At 50.3% G+C, this 18,472-nt stretch carries 18 protein-coding genes; 7 read left to right on the forward strand and 11 right to left on the reverse strand.

The window, feature by feature from the left end:
• Nucleotides 1-109: 109 nt before the first annotated feature.
• The 3 genes from KQI75_RS12395 (at nucleotide 110) to KQI75_RS12405 (ending at nucleotide 3,976) form a co-directional block, all read left to right on the forward strand.
• Nucleotides 110-1,120, forward strand: coding sequence for a Gfo/Idh/MocA family oxidoreductase (locus tag KQI75_RS12395; protein ID WP_216471114.1), 1,011 nt, complete (start codon nucleotides 110-112; stop codon nucleotides 1,118-1,120).
• 17 nt (nucleotides 1,121-1,137) lie between these two features.
• Entirely contained in the window at nucleotides 1,138-2,166 is a 1,029-nt protein-coding gene (locus KQI75_RS12400) for a Gfo/Idh/MocA family oxidoreductase (RefSeq protein WP_216471115.1), read from the forward strand.
• Between the two features lie 178 nt (nucleotides 2,167-2,344).
• Nucleotides 2,345-3,976, forward strand: coding sequence for a solute:sodium symporter family transporter (locus tag KQI75_RS12405; RefSeq protein ID WP_216471116.1), 1,632 nt, complete (start codon nucleotides 2,345-2,347; stop codon nucleotides 3,974-3,976).
• A 23-nt stretch (nucleotides 3,977-3,999) separates the two neighbouring features.
• Here the strand turns inward: KQI75_RS12405 and KQI75_RS12410 are convergent, their stop codons facing one another.
• From KQI75_RS12410 to KQI75_RS12460, 11 genes are all read right to left on the reverse strand, one after another.
• Nucleotides 4,000-4,221, reverse strand: coding sequence for a hypothetical protein (locus KQI75_RS12410; protein WP_216471117.1), 222 nt, complete (start codon nucleotides 4,219-4,221; stop codon nucleotides 4,000-4,002).
• A gap of 385 nt (nucleotides 4,222-4,606) precedes the next feature.
• A complete protein-coding gene (locus KQI75_RS12415) occupies nucleotides 4,607-5,719 on the reverse strand; it encodes an ROK family transcriptional regulator (RefSeq protein ID WP_216471119.1) in 1,113 nt (370 codons plus the stop codon).
• A 79-nt stretch (nucleotides 5,720-5,798) separates the two neighbouring features.
• Complete coding sequence (locus KQI75_RS12420; protein ID WP_216471120.1) at nucleotides 5,799-6,164, reverse strand: PTS glucitol/sorbitol transporter subunit IIA; 366 nt, start codon at nucleotides 6,162-6,164, stop codon at nucleotides 5,799-5,801.
• Between the two features lie 16 nt (nucleotides 6,165-6,180).
• Nucleotides 6,181-7,188, reverse strand: a complete 1,008-nt coding sequence (gene srlE / locus KQI75_RS12425; protein ID WP_216471122.1) for a PTS glucitol/sorbitol transporter subunit IIB — start codon at nucleotides 7,186-7,188, stop codon at nucleotides 6,181-6,183.
• Between the two features lie 19 nt (nucleotides 7,189-7,207).
• Nucleotides 7,208-7,759, reverse strand: a complete 552-nt coding sequence (srlA, locus tag KQI75_RS12430; RefSeq protein WP_216471124.1) for a PTS glucitol/sorbitol transporter subunit IIC — start codon at nucleotides 7,757-7,759, stop codon at nucleotides 7,208-7,210.
• Between the two features lie 18 nt (nucleotides 7,760-7,777).
• A complete protein-coding gene (locus tag KQI75_RS12435) occupies nucleotides 7,778-8,221 on the reverse strand; it encodes a transcriptional regulator GutM (RefSeq protein ID WP_216471125.1) in 444 nt (147 codons plus the stop codon).
• A 27-nt stretch (nucleotides 8,222-8,248) separates the two neighbouring features.
• The gene (locus tag KQI75_RS12440; protein WP_216471127.1) at nucleotides 8,249-10,171 is read right to left on the reverse strand and encodes a BglG family transcription antiterminator; all 1,923 of its coding nucleotides are present in this window, start codon (nucleotides 10,169-10,171) and stop codon (nucleotides 8,249-8,251) included.
• A 33-nt stretch (nucleotides 10,172-10,204) separates the two neighbouring features.
• Nucleotides 10,205-11,005, reverse strand: coding sequence for an SDR family oxidoreductase (locus KQI75_RS12445; protein ID WP_216471129.1), 801 nt, complete (start codon nucleotides 11,003-11,005; stop codon nucleotides 10,205-10,207).
• A gap of 290 nt (nucleotides 11,006-11,295) precedes the next feature.
• On the reverse strand, nucleotides 11,296-11,580 hold the full coding sequence (locus KQI75_RS12450) for a hypothetical protein (protein WP_216471130.1): 285 nt from the start codon (nucleotides 11,578-11,580) through the stop codon (nucleotides 11,296-11,298).
• Between the two features lie 338 nt (nucleotides 11,581-11,918).
• Nucleotides 11,919-12,584 (reverse strand): YdcF family protein, encoded by a 666-nt coding sequence (locus KQI75_RS12455; RefSeq protein ID WP_216471132.1) that lies wholly within the window; start codon nucleotides 12,582-12,584, stop codon nucleotides 11,919-11,921.
• 1,236 nt (nucleotides 12,585-13,820) lie between these two features.
• On the reverse strand, nucleotides 13,821-14,807 hold the full coding sequence (locus KQI75_RS12460; RefSeq protein ID WP_216471133.1) for a DUF6017 domain-containing protein: 987 nt from the start codon (nucleotides 14,805-14,807) through the stop codon (nucleotides 13,821-13,823).
• 553 nt (nucleotides 14,808-15,360) lie between these two features.
• Here KQI75_RS12460 and KQI75_RS12465 point away from each other — a divergent pair.
• The 4 genes from KQI75_RS12465 to KQI75_RS12480 all read left to right on the forward strand — a co-directional run bounded on the left by KQI75_RS12465 (nucleotide 15,361) and on the right by KQI75_RS12480 (nucleotide 18,465).
• A complete protein-coding gene (locus KQI75_RS12465; RefSeq protein ID WP_216471135.1) occupies nucleotides 15,361-15,522 on the forward strand; it encodes a hypothetical protein in 162 nt (53 codons plus the stop codon).
• Entirely contained in the window at nucleotides 15,519-16,292 is a 774-nt protein-coding gene (locus KQI75_RS12470; RefSeq protein ID WP_216471136.1) for a ParA family protein, read from the forward strand. The genes KQI75_RS12465 and KQI75_RS12470 overlap by 4 nt, the downstream gene beginning before the upstream one ends.
• 1 nt (nucleotide 16,293) lies before the next feature.
• Nucleotides 16,294-17,322, forward strand: a complete 1,029-nt coding sequence (locus tag KQI75_RS12475; protein ID WP_216471138.1) for a ParB/RepB/Spo0J family partition protein — start codon at nucleotides 16,294-16,296, stop codon at nucleotides 17,320-17,322.
• A 684-nt stretch (nucleotides 17,323-18,006) separates the two neighbouring features.
• Nucleotides 18,007-18,465: a 4'-phosphopantetheinyl transferase family protein gene (locus tag KQI75_RS12480; RefSeq protein ID WP_216471141.1), complete on the forward strand. Its 459-nt coding sequence runs from the start codon at nucleotides 18,007-18,009 to the stop codon at nucleotides 18,463-18,465.
• Nucleotides 18,466-18,472 lie beyond the last annotated feature (7 nt).

An 18,472-nucleotide genomic window follows, 5' to 3' on the forward strand; every position in this document is an offset into this window, starting at 1 on the left:
CTGGACGGGTTCTTTTCATTTTATTGCTCACTTACGTTTTCGACTTGATTTCACATTATTTTAATGTTATTATATACCCACAACAAACCAGTAAGGAAGGAAGATTTTCATGAAACAGCAGCTCCGTGTAGGCGTCATCGGCTGCGGCGCAATTGGAAAAGAGCATTTGCGCCGGCTCACCGATGTCGTTCCGGAAACCATCGTGACAGGCGTTGCGGATTATTTCCTGCCGGCAGCGCAGAGCGCCGCAGAGATGTTTCACTGCACCGCATTTCAGACCGGAGAAGATCTGATCGCCTCTCCGGATGTCGATGCCGTTGTGGTCACCTCTGCAGACCCGTCTCACGCCGCCTACGTTTTGGAGGCAATCCGCCACAAGAAATTTGTGTTCTGTGAAAAGCCGTTGGCGCAGACCGCAGAGGAATGCCAGCAAATCATCGCCGCCGAGCAGGCTGCCGGAAAGAAGCTGGTGCAGGTCGGCTTTATGCGCCGCTACGACAGAGGCTATATGGCGATGAAGCACGCCATCAGCAGCAATGAAATCGGCGCGCCGCTCATGATTCACGCCGCGCACCGCAACATGTCGCAGGCGCCGGGCTTTGAGACCGATTATGCGGTCACCCGCGTTGCCATCCACGAAATCGACATTTGCCGCTGGCTTCTGGATGACGAGTACGCGACCGCACAAGTTCTGGGCGTGCGCCAGAGCAGCCGGACAAGCGGCGAATGGCTCAACCCGCAGATTATGATGCTCACCACCCGTTCGGGTCAGCGCATCGACGTCGAAGTGCAGACCGACGGCGCGTATGCCTATGACATCCAGTGCCATGTTGTCGGCGAGGACGGCATCGTCTCCCTGCCCGACCCGACCAGCGTGACCAAGCGGGCAGCCGCTGCCATTCACACGCCGCTCATGACGGACTGGAAGGATCGCTTCATCGAAGCCTATGACATCGAGTTCCAGGAATGGGCAAAGAGCCTGCTGAACGGCGCACCGACCGGTCCGTCCGCTTGGGACGGATACGTTGCCTGTGTGACCGGCGACGCACTGATTCGTTCGAGACAAACCGGAAAGCCGGAGGACATTGTTCTTCCGGAGAAGCCAGAGATGTATCAATAAACAGGAGGAAAATTCACATGAAAAAGGTTGTTAAAATTGGTTCCGTCGGTCTGGGCCGTCTGGGCTATGAGCACGCAAAAAACATTGCCACCAGCATTCCCGGCGCACAGCTGACCGCAATCTGCGACATTGACGCACAGCGCGTAAAGGACGTAGCCGCAGAATTTGACGTCGCGTACACCTACACCAATTTTGAGGAAATGTGCGCAAATCCGGAGCTGGATGCCATTGTCATCGTCTCCCCGTCCATGTTCCACGCAGACCAGATCAAGATTGCACTGGATGCCGGCAAGCACGTATTCTGCGACAAGCCGCTGGACACCACCATTGCCAAGTGCAAGGTTGCAGAGAAGGCAGTAGAGGCGCATCCGGACCGCGTGTTCATGCTCGGCTTCATGCGCCGCTTCGATGAATCGTATGCAGAGGCAAAGCGCCGCATTGCAGCGGGCGAAATCGGCAAGGTTGTTCTGGTTCGCTCCTACACGCAGGACCCGCGCACCACCATCGAGGGTACGCTCAAGTTTGCCCCGCATTCCGGCGGCCAGTTCCTCGACATGTGTGTCCACGATCTCGACCTGATTCGCTGGTTCACCGGCTCCGAGGTCAAGAAGGTTTGGGGTCTCGGCGGTGTCTTTGAATTTGACCTGTATCGGGAACTCAACGACGCCGACAACGCCGCCGCTACCGTACAGTGTGACAACGGCGCGATGGGCTTCATGTTCACCAACCGCACGCACGGCGCGGGCTGCAACGTAGAGACCGAAATCATCGGCACAAAGGGCACGCTGCGCATTGCAAACGTCGGCAGCAGAAACCTGCTCCAGATCATTGACGGCGCCGGTGCGCGTTCGGAATACTACCCAGACTTCCTGAGCCGCTGGCATCAGGCATACATCAACGAAATTGCGGAATTTGTCGCTTGCATCCGTGACGGCCGCAAGCCGGAGGTCACTGTATACGACGGCACTGCCGTATCGCGCGCAGCATATGCCTGCAAGGAATCTTTTGAATCCGGAGAGATGCTGTCCGTCAGCAGCGACGATTGATGCTGCTGTGAACATAGCCTCCCGCACCCCCCTGCATGGGAACAGGGGGTGCGGGAGGCAGGATAGAAGCAAAAAGGATTCGCAAATTTGTTTCAAATAAAAACAAATCTTGCAAAATGGATTCGCAAATTTGTTCTAAATAAAAACAAATTCTGCAAAATAAGGAGAGAGATCCAATATGTTTATCGTCATTACGTTTTTACTCTTTACGGCTTTGGTTGCTGTTATCGCAGCATTTAAGACGCGCGAAGAAAACTTGGACACCCAAGACGGATATTTTCTCGCCGGCCGAAGCCTGACGGGTCCGGTCATTGCCGGTTCCCTGATGCTGACCAATCTATCAACCGAACAGCTCGTCGGACAGGCAGGCCAGACCTATGCGACCAACATGGGCCCGATGGCTTGGGAGTCCACGTCCTGTATCGCGCTGATTCTTCTGGCGTTTGTGTTCGTTCCGCGCTATCTAAAGATGGGTCTGACCACGATTCCGGAATTTTTGGAACAGCGCTATGATTCCGGTCTGCGCAAGCTCATCACACTGCTGCTGCTGCTCGGCTACCTGCTCACCTACCTGCCGACGGTTTTGTACTCCGGCGCTCTGGTGTTCAACCAGATTTTCAACATCAGCGGTCTGCTGCAGGTCTCTGAACTGCAGGGCGTTACCATCACGGCGACTGCCATCGGTATTGTCGGTGCGATTTACGCCATCTTCGGCGGCCTGAAGGCGGTTGCCGTATCCGATACCGTCAACGGCATCGGTCTGATTATCGGCGGCATCGCGCTGCCGGTCATCACGGTGTGTGCATTCGGTCACGGCAGCTTTGTCGACGGCATCCACAACTTTATCAACTTAATTCCGGCGGAAAAGTTCAACGCAATCAACCCCGCAAACGCACAGGCTCCGATGATTCCGTGGCCGGTGCTGTTCACAGGCATGGTTGTCAACAACTTGTTCTACTGGGCTACCAATCAGACAATTATTCAGCGCGCACTGGGTGCAAAGAACCTCGCTGAGGCACAGAAGGGCGCAATTTACGCCGCTGCACTCAAGATTATCACCCCGCTGTTTATCGCTATCTGCGGTCTGCTGGTATTTTACATGGCGCACAACGGTCTGCTGTCCGGCGATCAGGTTGCCGCTCTGGAAAAGACCTCCGACCTCGCGTACCCGACACTGATTATCACCATGATGCCAAAGCCGCTGCTCGGCTTCTTCGCAGCCGTTCTGTTCGGCGCGATTCTCTCGTCGTTCAACTCCGCGCTCAACTCCTGCATCACCCTGTACACGCTGGATCTGCATCGCCCGCTGTTCAACCCGAACGCTTCGGACGCATATCTGGTTCGCATCGGCAAGCGCTTCGGCATCGTGCTCGCAATCATTTCCATTTGCATCGCGCCGGTTGTCAGCTTGGCTCCGTCCGGTCTGTATGACTTCCTGCAGTCCTGCTTCGGCTTCTTCAACGTGCCGATTCTGGCGACCGTGATCATCGGCATGTTCACCAAGTACACCCCGCCGATCGCACCGAAGGCTGGTCTGGTTCTGCACGTCGTTTTGTACTCGCTGACCAAGACCCCGCTGTTCCCGATTCATTGTCATTACCTGTATGTTCTGTTCTTCCTGTTCGTGTTCCAGATCGCATTCCAGCTGATTATGGGCAAGGTTCGCCCAACGGCGCAGCCGTATGTCATGAAGGATGCGCAGGTTGTAGACATGGCACCGTGGAAGCACGGCAAGAAGGCAGCCATCATCTGCATTGTGCTCATGCTGGCGCTGTACACTCTGTTTTCTCCAATCGGACTTGCCGGTTAAGGCATCCGTTTTCTAACTATTCTTTACCAAGCAAAAGGAACCATTGGCAGCAATGGTTCCTTTTGTCGTTTTGTTATCTCGCGTACATGCCAAAGCCTTCCGGCAAAATATGGTTGGGTTTCAAGCCCTTCATGCGCACGGGTTAACCGCGTGTGCTCCATGTCCTGCATCTCGGCATCAATGAGCTGCGGAACAGACTGCAGGATGTTGTCATGAAATTGCGGCTGCGGCTGAAAAATTGCCATGGCACTGCCCTCCTTGCTTTCTGTGTATTATAGCAAGTCTTTGCTTGCTGCACAAGCGGCATTCCACTGCGCCGATAAAATGCAGAAACAACAACACCGCCGCAGAGAAATCTCTGCGGCGGTGTTTTCACGCATGATATACAATTGTTGATTTGTTCGTGTTCCAGTAATATTGTTAATTTTGTTTGCCTGTATATCCGCGTTGCCTGCGTTGCCGCTGCGAGCCGTCCGCCCACAGCGGCTGGGAATAAATAAAGTTAGAAAAATAGAGAAGCCTATCATAAGTTTTCGGCGCTTCTTTTATGAGGCTGCCTGCCGGACGCGCATGAAATCCGTCCGGATCATAGATGATATCGTCAAAATCCGATGATGTGCCGCAAAAATATCATGCAAACAATCGCATATAATATTTCTGCAAAGCGAGCTTTGCGGCGCCTGCCGCACAAGCACAGGTTTTCACGCGGCACACATCAATATAGTCTATTTCCCGTACAAAATGGTCATAGTTTTCCGCAATCTTCAGAAGCTGCGGCAGATACGGCTCCATATAACCTCCCACCGCACCGCCAAGGATGATATGTGCATTGAACAGCATATGCAGATTGGTGATGAGCACGGCGAGATGATCGAGATATTCGTTCCAAGCTGTCTGCGCTCGTTGGGAACCGCTTTGCAGCTCCACGAAGAAATCACCGACAGTCTGTCCCCATGTGGTCAGCGCATTGGGCGATACATATGCATCGGCACAGCCATATTTCCCGCAGTAACACTGCTTTCCGCCCGGAATGAGCAGCATATGCCCGATTTCCCCCGCTTGACAGGTATCACCGAGATACAACTGACCATTTTTCACAATGGCACCGCCGACCGATTCATTGAGGGAGAGATAGACATAGTCGCAGCGTGTCGGAGACTGTTCTGCAAATGCCGCACAATTGGCGTCATTTGCCACGACAACAGGAAACGGAATATATTTTTTAAACCAATCCAGACTGACATTTTGCAGAGAAAGGACATGGGAGCGTGAAATCTGCCCTGCCGCTTCATCCACAATGCCGGGAAACGAGATGCCGCCGCCGAGAATTTGTGCCGAATCCTGCTGATTTTCCGCAAGAAACTGCATCAGTTGTTCGCGCAATTGCTGATACCAGCTCGGCTCATCACGAAACACCATCGACAGCTGCTTTTGACACAGCACGGTGCCTTTCAAATTCGTCACGACCAGCTCTATGTGATGCAGGGCGATGTCAATGCCAATGGTTTTGCCTGCCTGCGCACGGACGCAGATCTTTTTGGCTTTGCGTCCGCCTGTCGATTGGATGACACCGCATTCCTCCAGCAAACCGCGCTGCAGCAGCTCTGTGATGTTCTGCAGCGCGGTCGGCATACTCAAATGCAGCGTTTCCGCGATTTCCTGCCGTGTCAGCGATTGTTCCGCAAGCAGCAAATGGAAAATCCGTGCTTGCGTCTGTTTGTTTCCGGTGTGAGTCCCAGGCATTTAGATTTCCTCTTTTCTAAAAGTATTGATTAGAGTAATCTTATCCTGTTTTTCGAAAAAAATCAATCGTTACCGGTGTTTATTCTTCGATAATTTGCAGCACGGTACCGACGCAAAGCTTCGGCATCGGCTTGTTTTCCACGTAGATCGTACCCGGCAGGTCTACCGTGGTCTGCCCGCTGAAATTGATGGTGCAATGTCCCAAGCCTTCCAGCGTGTGCGGCGCTTCCGAGCCGACAGCGGTGATACGGTACAAGGCATCATCCACCTTCAATACTTGACCTGCGGCGATCGTACCCTGAATCGGGTTGACGGATACCGAATAGCAGTAGTCCTTCAGTTCGTCCGGTGCATTGTCGCCGAAGATAATGAACAGTCCGGCTTCCTGAAATTCGTCCACACAAGCGCCCAGCGCCTTTACCTGATTTTCATAAATGATTTTCATTGTAATTTCCTCCGTTTTATGCTGCATACAGACCGAAGCTTGCTGCATACGCGATAAGTACGCGCAGCCAGCCGGTCAGGAATCGAGAATACATTACTGATACAACGCCGACTTCTACGGTTTCCGTCTCTGCCTCTGCGAGACCCAGACCAACCGGAATGAAGTCACAAGCGCCCTGCGTGTTGATGGCAAACAGTGCCGGCAGTGCCAGCTGCGGGGCGATATTTCCCTTGCCGATTTCAGCACCAATCAGAGAGCCGACAATCTGTGCAATAACCGCACCAGGGCCAAGCAGTGCAGACAGACCAGGAATCGAGCAGATAATGCCCAAGATGACCAGACCGACAATATTACCTGCCAGCGGCGTCAAAATAGAAGCAAATGCATTGCCGAATCCGGAGCCGTTGATAATGCCGATGAGCATGGAAACGAATGCCATGAACGGCAGGATCGTTGTGATAATCGTCTGAATGGCGTCACGCGCCGCCTGATTAAAGGTGGCAACAACCTTGCCTGCGCCCAAGCCGATGCGTGTGATAATGCTCTTTTTCTCCTGTGCAGCGAGGGTTTCGGATACCTTCTTGTCCGCGGAGAATTTGACTTCTTTTTTCTGCGGCTGTTCCTCTGTCTGTGCGGCAGGGGCGCTGCCGTCTGCCAGAGAGATTTGTGCCGAGGTGACGCCGGATACATAAATGTCTTCCTTGATGAACTGTGCCAGCGGGCCGGATTTGCCGACCGGATTGGTGTTGATCGTCGGAATGCGCTTTTTCGGATAGATGCCGCAGCGCAGGGTACCGCCGCAGTCAATGATGACCAGTGCCAGTTCCTCTTCCGGACAGTTGGTCTTGAAGCCGTTGACCGGTGTCAAGCCGCTGAGTTCGACGATTTTTTGCAGGCACTCCGGCTCTGTGCCGCCGCCCGTAATAAACATGACCTTGTTTTTCTTCTCGGTCGGTGTGATAATCAGCGGGCCTCCGAAGCCGCCGCTGCCTTTTTCTACCTTGATGGAACGAAATTCTGCCATACTCTCTTCTCCTTCTCTGTTATGCTTCGCCCTTCAATTTGCGGCTCAGCTTGACACCCTGCTGTTTCTCTACAATCTTTGTGGTAAAATCTGTCGACCAGCCGGAGATAAAGTTGCAGACAAGACCAACCAGCAAATAGCGAATGGCAAGCGGTGTCGTGTCCAGTCCCAGTGTGGTCAGACCGTTCGCAATGCCGAGATAGATAAAGATCTCCGATGCATTGATGTGCGGGAAAATGCCGCTGTTGGTGTGGCAATGATAGGTTGCTGCTGCATAGTAGCTCGGTTTGTAATACTCCGGCATAAACTTGCCCATGGACAGTGCCATCGGGTTGCCCAGCATAAACGCAGAAACCCACGGCAGCACGGCATAACGCAGAAGCGGGTTGCTCGTGCATACACGAGCCAGCTTGTCTACGCGATCCTGACCTGCCAACGCGATGATTGCGTTCATCAATACCAACAAAACTGTGATGGTCGGGACGATGCCGACAACCCAGTTTTTAAACTGTTCGCCGCCGAGGGTGAACAAATTCATAAAACCAGATGCAATATTTACGATAGACTCCATACTATATCCGCCTTTCTGTTACGAAATTGTTTTTCTCACAACACCTACAGACTGCCCGAGCTTTCGGAATGGGGACGGCGGTTCCGGAATGATCTCGCCGGCGGTAAATTTGCGGAAGGTCAGCGAGGCATCCTCCACCGCTTTTCCGAGATTTTTATGGCTCTTCGGCACATCGCCCGCGGTCAGCGTGCGGATATCGCGCCCTTCAAATCCCGGCAGCGGCTTGACCCGCGCCAGGCAGGTAACGCCTTCCATCTTCTTGGCGCAGCGCACGATTCCATCTTCGTCGAGCAGGAACATAACGATGGCTCCCGCTCGAAGTCCGCCTGCCTTGCGTCCGCAAGCCACTTTCCCCTGTCGACGCAATTTGACAAATTCCTTGGAAAAGTGCTTCATCTGCGCCATGCTCAACACGATCTGCAAAACAAATGCAGCCGCTACGATCAGCAAGAGCTTTGTCATCTGTGTTCCTCCGTTCTGTAGATTTGTTCAGATTACTCCCATGTTGCGATACAGCACACGGAGCAAATCGGAAAATGTTGCTGCTGCACTGACCTTGTTCAGCAGCTCGGTATCCTTTGTTATACTAATGATTTCATCATATACACGAATGAGCAGCGTGTCATCCGCCTGCACCAGCCGCGGCAGACCCAAGAGAAAGATGACGCGGATTTCCTTCCCCTTATGCTCAATCGCCTGCGGCACAACGCCCACCGCCAGCACCAGCTTGTCGCTTGCATACTGTACACTGTGCGGAATCGCAACGGAATTTCCAAATACCATTGTTCCCTTGCGCTCCCGTTCTTCCAACCGGTCGGCAAACGCGGCATCCAGCTGTCCGTCCTGTGTCAGACGGCTGACCATTTGTTTCACAGCGGCCGGATAATCTGCGACATCATCCAAGACGAAAAACCGACTCTCATCCATCAATCCGGTCATGACGAACCAATTGCTGTCCAATACCGGAACATCGACGTGATCCCAGTATTTTGCTTTTTCTATCTTGTGCAGCAGCTCCTGATCGTTGAAAATCTCATGGATGCGAATGACCGGACGGTGACAAGCACACGACAGGTCTACGGTAGACAAAACGATATCAAAACCATCTAACAGCTCCGATGTTGCTTTTTCATCAGCGAACAATTCCAGCTCCGTGGAGCTGTCCAAAATGCGCTTGAGCTGAACGGCAACCAATCGCGCCGTCACGCGTCCAGTGCCGCAGACCAGCGCAATGCGAAACGGTTTTTTCTGCTTCAAGTCGCTCTCTGCCAAAAAGACGCCGAAATACGATGCCAAATATCCTCGTTCATCGTCACTGACCGCCAATCCGTATTCTTCTTCCACGACGGCCGCCGCAATGCCCGCCATGCGGTATGCCAGCGGATATTTTTCCCGCAGATCATCCAGCATGGGATTTTTCAGCGGCACATGAAAGCGCAGCCGATTGAGCATAAACATCATATGATAGAGAAATTCTTCCGTAAATTCTCCGCTTTCTACGGTGATGCCCAACTCCATGTGGATGCGCAGCTGTATGCGCTGCAGCAGCGGGCGAACCGTTTCATCCAGTTCAATCGCACGGGCATCGTGCATATCCGCCGGTGTCCGCATGCCGATGACCGGCAAAAGCACAAACAGCTTTTCTTCTAAGGGAATCCGAATTTGTAAAATCTCACCGATTCGATCCATCAGCGCGTCAACGATGACAAATTCCTGTCTGGCTGTCAGGTCGTAATAGTTTTGCGGAAGCATCCCAATATCATGTCCGTTGAGGAATCGGTCAAGCATGAGCGTGACCACGTGTTCAAACGATGTGCACACACATTTTTCGAAATGATTTTCCCGAAACGCCCGCTCGATTTCCGCGCGCAATTCCTCGTCCAGTGGATATTCCCGATAGATGCTGTCATACAACCCGTCCAGAACATATCTGCGGATGTCCATTTCTCTCCCGCTCAGCACCTGACCTCTGCTTGTCTTTCCAATGATTTGCAAATGATACGGCTCGATTTCCTCCCGCAACTTTTTCAAGTCACTCATGAGCGTGGTTCTGCCGACATTCATCTCATAGGCGAGGTCGTCCGTGAGCACCGGCTGTTCGGCGCGCATCAGCTTGCCGAACAGATAATCCATGCGGTTGCGCGAAGAATTCATAAAGTCATCCGTCTGCATCATCTCCGTCAGCATCTGCATAAACCGATCTTGCTGAAACACACGCAGGCTATATTTTCCGCCCGTGCCTTCGATCACGGCACAATCCTGTAATTCCTGATTGATTTGTTTGATGTCGTTGCGGATGGTTCGTTCGCTGACATTCAGACGCGAAGCAAGAGCACTTACCGTGATAACAGGTGTCTTATTGAGCTGCATCAGTAAATTGGCTACGCGATTGTCTCCAAATAAACTTTTCATGTCAATCGCGCTCCTTTGCCTCGTTTTTTGATGTTATCCGCGGGACTTACCGCCGGAAATGTTGATGGTTGTGCCGGAAATGTAGCTGGCACGGTCGGATATCAGATAAGCGACCAAATCGCCGACTTCATCCAATTTTCCGTCTCTGCCCATCGGAATCACCTTTGTGTAGTCGGTGGACAATTCTTCCGGCTTGACGCCGCGGGTATATGCCAGTGCCTCATTATATGCTGCGGTGCGCAGGCCGGTTGCTTCCATAATGCCCGGCGCACAAGCCAGCACGCGAATGTTGTACTTGCCCAGTTCCTTTGCCCAGGAGCGGGTGAAGCTGTCCACAGCGCCCTTTGTCGCGGAATATGCGGACTGTCCCTGCGAGCCCTCCTTGCCGGACTCCGAGGACATGTTCAGAATAACGCCCTTTCCCTGCTTGAGCATCTGCTTGGCACAAGCCTGCGCACACAGGAACACACCTTTGACGTTGACGGCGAACATCTTGCCGAACGACGCATCATTCAATTCATACTCCGGCTTTTCGCCCTTGACATCGACGAGCAGCCGCGGCAGGTTGATGCCTGCATTGTTGACCAGCGCATCAATGCGCCCAAACTTTTCCACAACAGCGTCTGCCATTGCCTGTACACTTGCCGCGTCCGTGACATTGCACTGAACACAATATGCACCGTCCATCTGGTCACCGGTCTGTACGTTCATGTCAACGACAACCGCCTGTGCGCCTACCTTTACAAGGGTGTCCACAACATGTTTGCCGATACCGGATGCGCCGCCGGTCACTACAACAACCGCACCGTCCAGATTCAGCCAATTTTCATTCATAAGAATCTCCTCCTCTTTTCACGTTGGATCACGCTGCATCAGCGTTTTGATCTTTTGTGCCTTTATTTTACGAGGAGATAAACAAAATCTTAATGCTTGTTTTTTCAGCGAACCAGAAATGCATTGGTCCACCCATTTTCCATCGCGCGGAAAATCGCCGAACCTTGGTTATTTTTCCCAAATACATCCGCGTATTTTTGTGCGAATTTAATTAGAAATAAACTTTTATAAAACTTTTTATTTAAGTTGTTTCTATTATATTCCATCTTGTAACAATTTCAATAGGCATCTTATCCAATTTTTTTCTGCATATTTTGGTACGCTTGCCAAGACATCGGCGTTTGTGCGTCTGGATTGGCTTTCACCGCAGCCTTAAATGTGTTGAATACAATAGGATTGTCATTGTGGTCGCTAATAATATACGAAACAATACGTCTGTCGTACAGGTCAAGGATAGCGCTTAAATGGACTTTGTGGACTTCCGTGTCCTCATACCATTTGAACTCTGTAACATCTGTAACATCGGTAAGCCACTTCACATTCAGCTTTGGCGCATGGAAATCACGGCCTAGCACATTCTCTGCCACATACTGCGGATTGGACGCATTGCGAGTGCACCCGCAGTTTCGGTACTTAATAGTTGACTTATCTACGCCAAGTCTTTTGGCGGCTTCGCCCTGCGATAGTCTTCCGGATTCTATCTCTTTTATTACGTTTTATTTGACTGCAGATGATATTTTTTCTCTTCTCATACAAAGATGCTCCCTATATAGCTTTCAGTGTTTTTACTTCACTGTTCGCTATATAGGGAGCATATCAGAACCTCTGAGCTGTTCGTTTGCATCCATGCATTTTTTATCTCACAAGAATCAGGACAGCTTCCACCCCGGCGCCGCTGTGCGGACGCTGATGTTCACGAGCAGCCCGCTATGAGCTGCTTGTCAAATCCAGCGTCTGCCAGTCTCCGATATGCTGCCCATACATCAGGCGGAATCTCCTGCGGGATTTGAAATCCATTCCTGCCGTACAGATCAATGCGCTGCAAATCACCGACCAGAATATTGAGAAAATCGGCAACATGCAGTTGCTCTGATTGCTGATAATACCGGTAATATTCCTCATAAGTATTCTGCGGAGAGGTCACGCGAAAATCTAAGTCGCTCCATTGTTTCTTGAGTGTTGCATAGATTCTCCGTTCCTTAAACGGTTTATCCACAATCAGATAGTTGGAAAATGACAGCTGCTTTTGTTGCAGTAAGCGCTTCGTATTGCGGATATTTTCTCCGGTATTCGTTGATTCCGATTCGGTAAGAATTCTCTCCTGAGGCACTCCCCTTTTCCCTGCTATCTCAGCAAATTTTATCGCTTCCGGCTTGTTCCAAATCTGTTTGGTGATACGACCGAACCCACCAGTAAAAATAATGTATTCCCCATATCCGGCAAGATACAACGCGGCTGCCCGTTCGGCAACATGCAGGTCATGACTGCCAAAACCAAGAATACAATCCGCCTTTTGCAAGGGCTGATAGAGATGATGATACTCCCACAATAGTTTTGCGTCTGTATGAAAGTCATACATATGCATTCTCCTTCTCTTTGATTTTTCTATCTGTTGATTTGATTATACCATGGGAAGGAGAGAAGCACACATTCCACTTCCGTTAACAATTAACGGAAGTCCGCACCGGAAGGGAAGAAGCGCGCATCCACTTCCGTTAACAATTAACGGAAGTCCGCACCGGAAGGGAAGAAGCGCACATCCACTTCCGTTAACAATTAACGGAAGTTTGTACCGGCAGGGAAGAAGCGCGCATCCACTTCCGTTAACAATTAACGGAAGTCCGCATCGGAGGGGAAGAAGTACGTATCCACTTCCGTTAACAATTAACGGAAGTCCGCACCGGAGGGGAAGAAGCGCACATCAACTTCCGTTAACAATTAACGGAAGTCCGCATCGGAGGGGAAGAAGCACGTATCCACTTCCGTTAACGATTAACGGAAGTCCGCACCGGAAGGGAAGAAGCACGTATCCACTTCCGTTAACAATTAACGAAAGTCCGCATCGGAAGGGAAGAAGCGCGCATTCCACTTCCGTTAACAATTAACGAAAGTCTGTACCGGAAGGGCAGAAGCGCGCATCCACTTCCGTTAACGATTAACGGAAGTCTGTACCGGAAGGGCAGAAGCGCGCATCCACTTCCGTTAACGATTAACGGAAGTCCGCACCGGAAGGGAAGAAGCGCGCATTCCACTTCCGTTAACAATTAACGGAAGTCCGCACCGGAAGGGAAGAAGCGCGCATCCACTTCCGTTAACGATTAACAGAAGTCCGCACCGGAAGGGAAGAAGCACACATTCCACTTCCGTTAACAATTAACGGAAGTCCGCACCGGAAGGAAAGAAGCGCGTATCCACTTCCGTTAACAATTAACGGAAGTCCGCACCGGAAGGAAAGAAGCGCGTATCCACTTCCGTTAACGATTAACGGAAGTCTTTTTTTTGAAAACAACCCTGTTTTTCGCGTTGTTTCGCGCTGTCGAAATTTTTTTTCATTTGTCGAAAAAAAACACTTGCTTTTTTCGGAAATCCATTGTATAATACTCGAAGAAGATAAAAAAGATAAGATGTAGAACACGCTGTGCAAGGCTTTTAATGATTGTGTCTTGTATAGCGTGTTTTACTATGTCTCGAAATTTGTCGATACACTTCCGTTAACAATTAACGGAAGTAACAGCACAACAACCCGCACGAGGTATATCAGGATATACTTCTCGTGCGGGTTGTTTTTATATCATGCAAACGTATTCTTTTGTATTTACAGTGACCAACGGACATAGAGCCCCTTTAGCTGTTGCTCCAAACTGTCCAGCAGGGCTTCCTCTTGCGAAAACGTATGATAAATATACTCCTTTGCCAAATACTGCGTCAGCGGCGTCAGCTGTTCAAAGGTATCGTTCCACCAGTCTATCAGTTCTCCACGGCGCACGGCAGCGAGCAGCAATTGCATCTCATCCATAGCTGCATAGCGTTCTCCGGTAGAAAAGTTTTTATGTGCACCAGCCCGATACAGCATGGCAAGGACGTAATGCTTGCGATTTCTGATGTCTTTTCGCAGTCGAACCGTATCCAAAATCTTTGTGACATCCTGACGAGACAGCTTAAACAGGGCTTCCTTGCACGCCTCCGGCGTGACAGAATCCCCGTCAATATAAATGGTTTTGTCGTCGCAAACCGCATCACAGATAGCATCCGTCACTTCCTCCGCCTCTTCCGGAGAGAAATCTTCACGGAGCGTATCTTCTTCAATCATTTCCTTGACAACTTCTCTGCAAGCGTCTTTTTCCAGCTCCTTGCTCTGTGCATCGGATACATTTCCGTTCGGATTGGCAACAGAGAGCAGGGTTACGCCCTTATTTAATTCTTCTTCCCGAATACGGCGCGGTTTGCCGTCAACGTCTGCGATTGGCTCCTCAAATACCACATATTCGCTGCGAATGCGCAAATTTCGCTTGCTTAACACGTCTACGCGCACAACAAAGCCCTCTCGCATGAGCTCATCCATACAGCGCTTGATGCAGCCGATAGATTCTTTGAACACATGAGACAGGCCTTTTAATGTCATTGTCCACCGATCATTTTCCGAAACAGGCGTAAAAGAGCTGTCGCGCTGACCAATCAAATAGGTCATCAGCATTTTCGCCTTCATAGAAATCTTTTGCGAATGAATTAAGCTGTTCGGGACCTTGGTAAAACCGGTTTGATATTCTGTTCGATTGATGGTTAAATTGACTGCTACACCCATGATGGTACCTCCGTATCGTAATCTCTGCACAAAAAAAGTGCTGTTATCCTTTAACAACACTTCCATACAATCTTACAATACAAAAAGGATACATTTCTATCAGGGGGGACATGATGTATACGATATGTCCTGTATGCTTTTGCAGACGCAATGATTGCGCAGAAGATAAAAAAACAAGATAAGATAAGAAAATAAGAAAAAAAAGAATATTTAAATTTAACTATGTATACCGTTATTATAGCGGACGTCCGACGACTTGTCAAGACTTTTTTCGCCTTGTCTCACTTTATCTCACCTTCACTTGCCTGCACTGCTCTGTCTTTTATAAATAATAATATAATATCTCTTAGTCTTATATTTAAATAGTATTATATATGTACGCAAATCCGTAATTTCGATTTCCGTAATATCCATTTTCGAAATTACGGGAATAAGCACGGCGGATGCTGCCGGCTGTCGGATTCTTTTGAATTTCATTGAAATCTTTTTACTTGTATTGCTTGACGGACAGATGACAAACGGCATATAATAGATGCATAAAGAGGTGATTTTTATGGCAGGCAATACAAAGATGACAACCGTGCGCTGGCCGGCTGCATTATATAGCAAAATTGAACGGGAAGCAGAGAAAAAGGGCTTACCTGTTGCAAGCTACATTCGTATGATCGTGAAAGAACGCATGGATGCGATAGAAGAAAAGGAAGTGGGAAAATGAGCTGTTCTGTGATTGCGTTTTCCAATCAGAAAGGCGGCGTGGGAAAATCGACGTCGGTTGTCGCAACCGCCGGCTGTCTCCTTGGCCGCGGCTATACCGTGCTGGTGATAGACACCGATCCGCAGGCAACGGCTTCTTCCTACATGGTTTCTGATTTTGAGAAGCAGGAAGAGGGGAGAGAGGCTTCGCTGTACCATCTCATCATGGATGAGAATCTCAGCGTGCCGGACAGCATTGTACATACGCCGTCCGGAGATTTGATTACCGCTTCGTTCCTGCTCTATGACATGGACCGCTTGGGTCTCGGCACCTCTGCCATCAAAGAGATTGTGGACGAGGTGCGCGGGCAGTATGATTTTATTTTGATTGACACGCCGCCAAATCTCGGCTGGCTGCAAACAGCTGCGCTGGAAGCATCGGATGATATTGTCATTCCGACCAAGGCGACGGCACAGAGCATCCGCGGCATCCCGACATTTTTTGATACCGTGTATTATGTGCAGAACACCAATCCGAAGCTGCGCATCTTGGGCTTCCTGATTACCATGTCCAACAAGCGTGTGCTCGCCTGCAAGGCGATTGCCGGCGAATTGGAGACCATTGCCCAGCAGATGGGCTGTCAGGTATTTCCGGAATGGATTCGTTTGGCGGAAGGTCTGTTCGGTGAGGCGGAAGCCATGCACACCAATGTATTTCAGATGCATCGCAAAAACAATGCGCTCAAAGACTATGCGGCATTTGCCGATGCACTAATAAAGGCGGTGAAGTGACATGGCACGAGGCGGCAGACCGATTATTCCGACAGGCGGCACAGCACAGCGCATTCAGGATCAGCGCAACCGTTCGACGCACAGCATTCCGCTGGACAAGCTGATTCCGTATCATCGGGAAAATGTGAACGGCAATCCGATTTTCCATGACTACGCACAGGAAAAGCTGGAGCAGCTGGCAAACAGCTTGGAGCGGGACGGACAAGTAGAGAACATTATTGTATTCCCATCTGAGCAGCAGCCGGGCATGTATGAGGTGCTGTCCGGCAAGCAGCGCACGCGCGCCGCGCGATTGGTACAGCAAAAACATCCCGAGCGCAACACGTTGAACGCCACGGTTTTGGACTTACAAGCTGTAAAGGCGAACACCTTTGCACTGGGCGATTTGACCTATGTTTTGACCAATGTACACCGCAGAGACCAATTATTGATCTCTGAATTGGGCATGGCGTTTGAAATGCAGTTTCAAGCGGAAAAGCATCAGGGAAAGGCGGCGGCTCAGGGAACGGACACGCTGACCGAGCTGGCACAGCAGAATCAAACCTCGCCGTCCTTTATCAAGTGCGCACGGCAGTTCATTCCGGAAATTGCCATTCCTGAAGTTATTGACTTGGCGGACAGCGGAAGCATTCCTGTGAGCACGGCATCGCAGACGCTGACGCGCATGAACAAGGAAACCCAGCGCGCCTTAATGGAAAAGCTCAAGCAGGCAAGTGAACAGGAAGGCTGGCAGCTGGCAAGCTATTGCAAGAAAAAGCTGACGACTGCCGCCCTGCGTGCCCTCAAGGCGGCGTATGATATGCGCATCGCTGCGGCGAAAGACGCGCAGAGCAACGTGCTGACAGAGAACGACACCGCGTTTCTGTTTACGGATGCCAAGCCAAAGACCGTATTCAAAGCACCGACCAAGCAGGCATTGCAGCGAGTGATTCCGGAACAGCTGTGGGGAGACCAGAAGGCCGCCTCGGACTATCTCGTAAATGCGATGGAGCAGCTGAAGCGGTATAAGGAAAAATATGGGGAACTGTGAGAGCTGTCATTAGAAAAGTTCCTGCTGATGTAAGAGAAAAAACGTACATGGATGCAAGTGAAATCCTCAGAGGTTGAAACCTCTGAGGATTTTTTGTATGAGAGAATTGTAGACCTATATTCCTATAATTTTCTTGTTCCTACAAAAAACTATACGTGAAATAAAGATACAAATTGGAATTAAAATGGTAGCACAAAGGGAATAAATGCAGGGAAAGTGCCTTGATTCCGAAATCAAATTGTAGGCAAAACGGAAAGTTGAGATAGGAGACCAGCAGAAGCGAGGGATTGACAAAGCATAAAATCGGTGTAAGATATAGTTAGCGTTGACTTACCAAGAAATCGGAAAAACCAACTATAAAGAAACAAAAATGGGAAATTTGTCGAAAAAGAAACAAAAAATAGCGTAATTAACAAGTAATTAAATTAACTAACATTAATCAATTACAGCGTGTTGCGATAGGGAGGCAAGAAAATCGTGTATCAGCCGACGGCGTATCTCCTTCGCCATGCGCAGCGAATGCCGACGGAGCAGTATAGGCGGCTGGAACAAATCTTGCCTGAGAATCGACGGGAGCGTATGCTGCGTTATCGGCGAGAGGAAGATCGAAAAAACTGCGTATTAGCCTATTGTCTGTTGGAATATGCACTGAAAAGGCAATTCGGCATACGCAGGATGCCGGAGATGCGATCTGCAGATTCAGGAAAACCGTACTTTACTGACAAAGCCATGCCGCGGTTTAACTGGTCGCATTGTCACGGCGGAATTCTCTGCGCTGTGGATATGCAGGAAGTCGGATGTGATATTCAAGACGATATCCTGGATGCACAGGTGCTGTATTCTCGCTGCCTGCATGAACGAGAGCGGAGCAACCTGCCGCAAGAGGAGGCGGACGCCGCCTTTACGCGGCTTTGGGCTTTAAAAGAAAGCTATCTCAAGTACTTAGGAGTAGGTCTGCGCCGCGATATGAGAGAGCTGGATTATTCCGGTTGTGTACAACCGTGCGGAAGCCGAGACATTGGTGATGCTGTGCTGACGTGGGGGCGATACCCGAGACTGTATTACAGCGTGTGCGCACAAGCACCGACGGATATTTGTGAGATAAACAGCGAGATGCTATATCAAACACTTTGCTGTGAGTAAATAGAGA

The organism is Butyricicoccus intestinisimiae (genome assembly GCF_018918345.1).
GTDB classification, from domain to species: Bacteria; Bacillota; Clostridia; order Oscillospirales; family Butyricicoccaceae; genus Butyricicoccus_A; species Butyricicoccus_A intestinisimiae.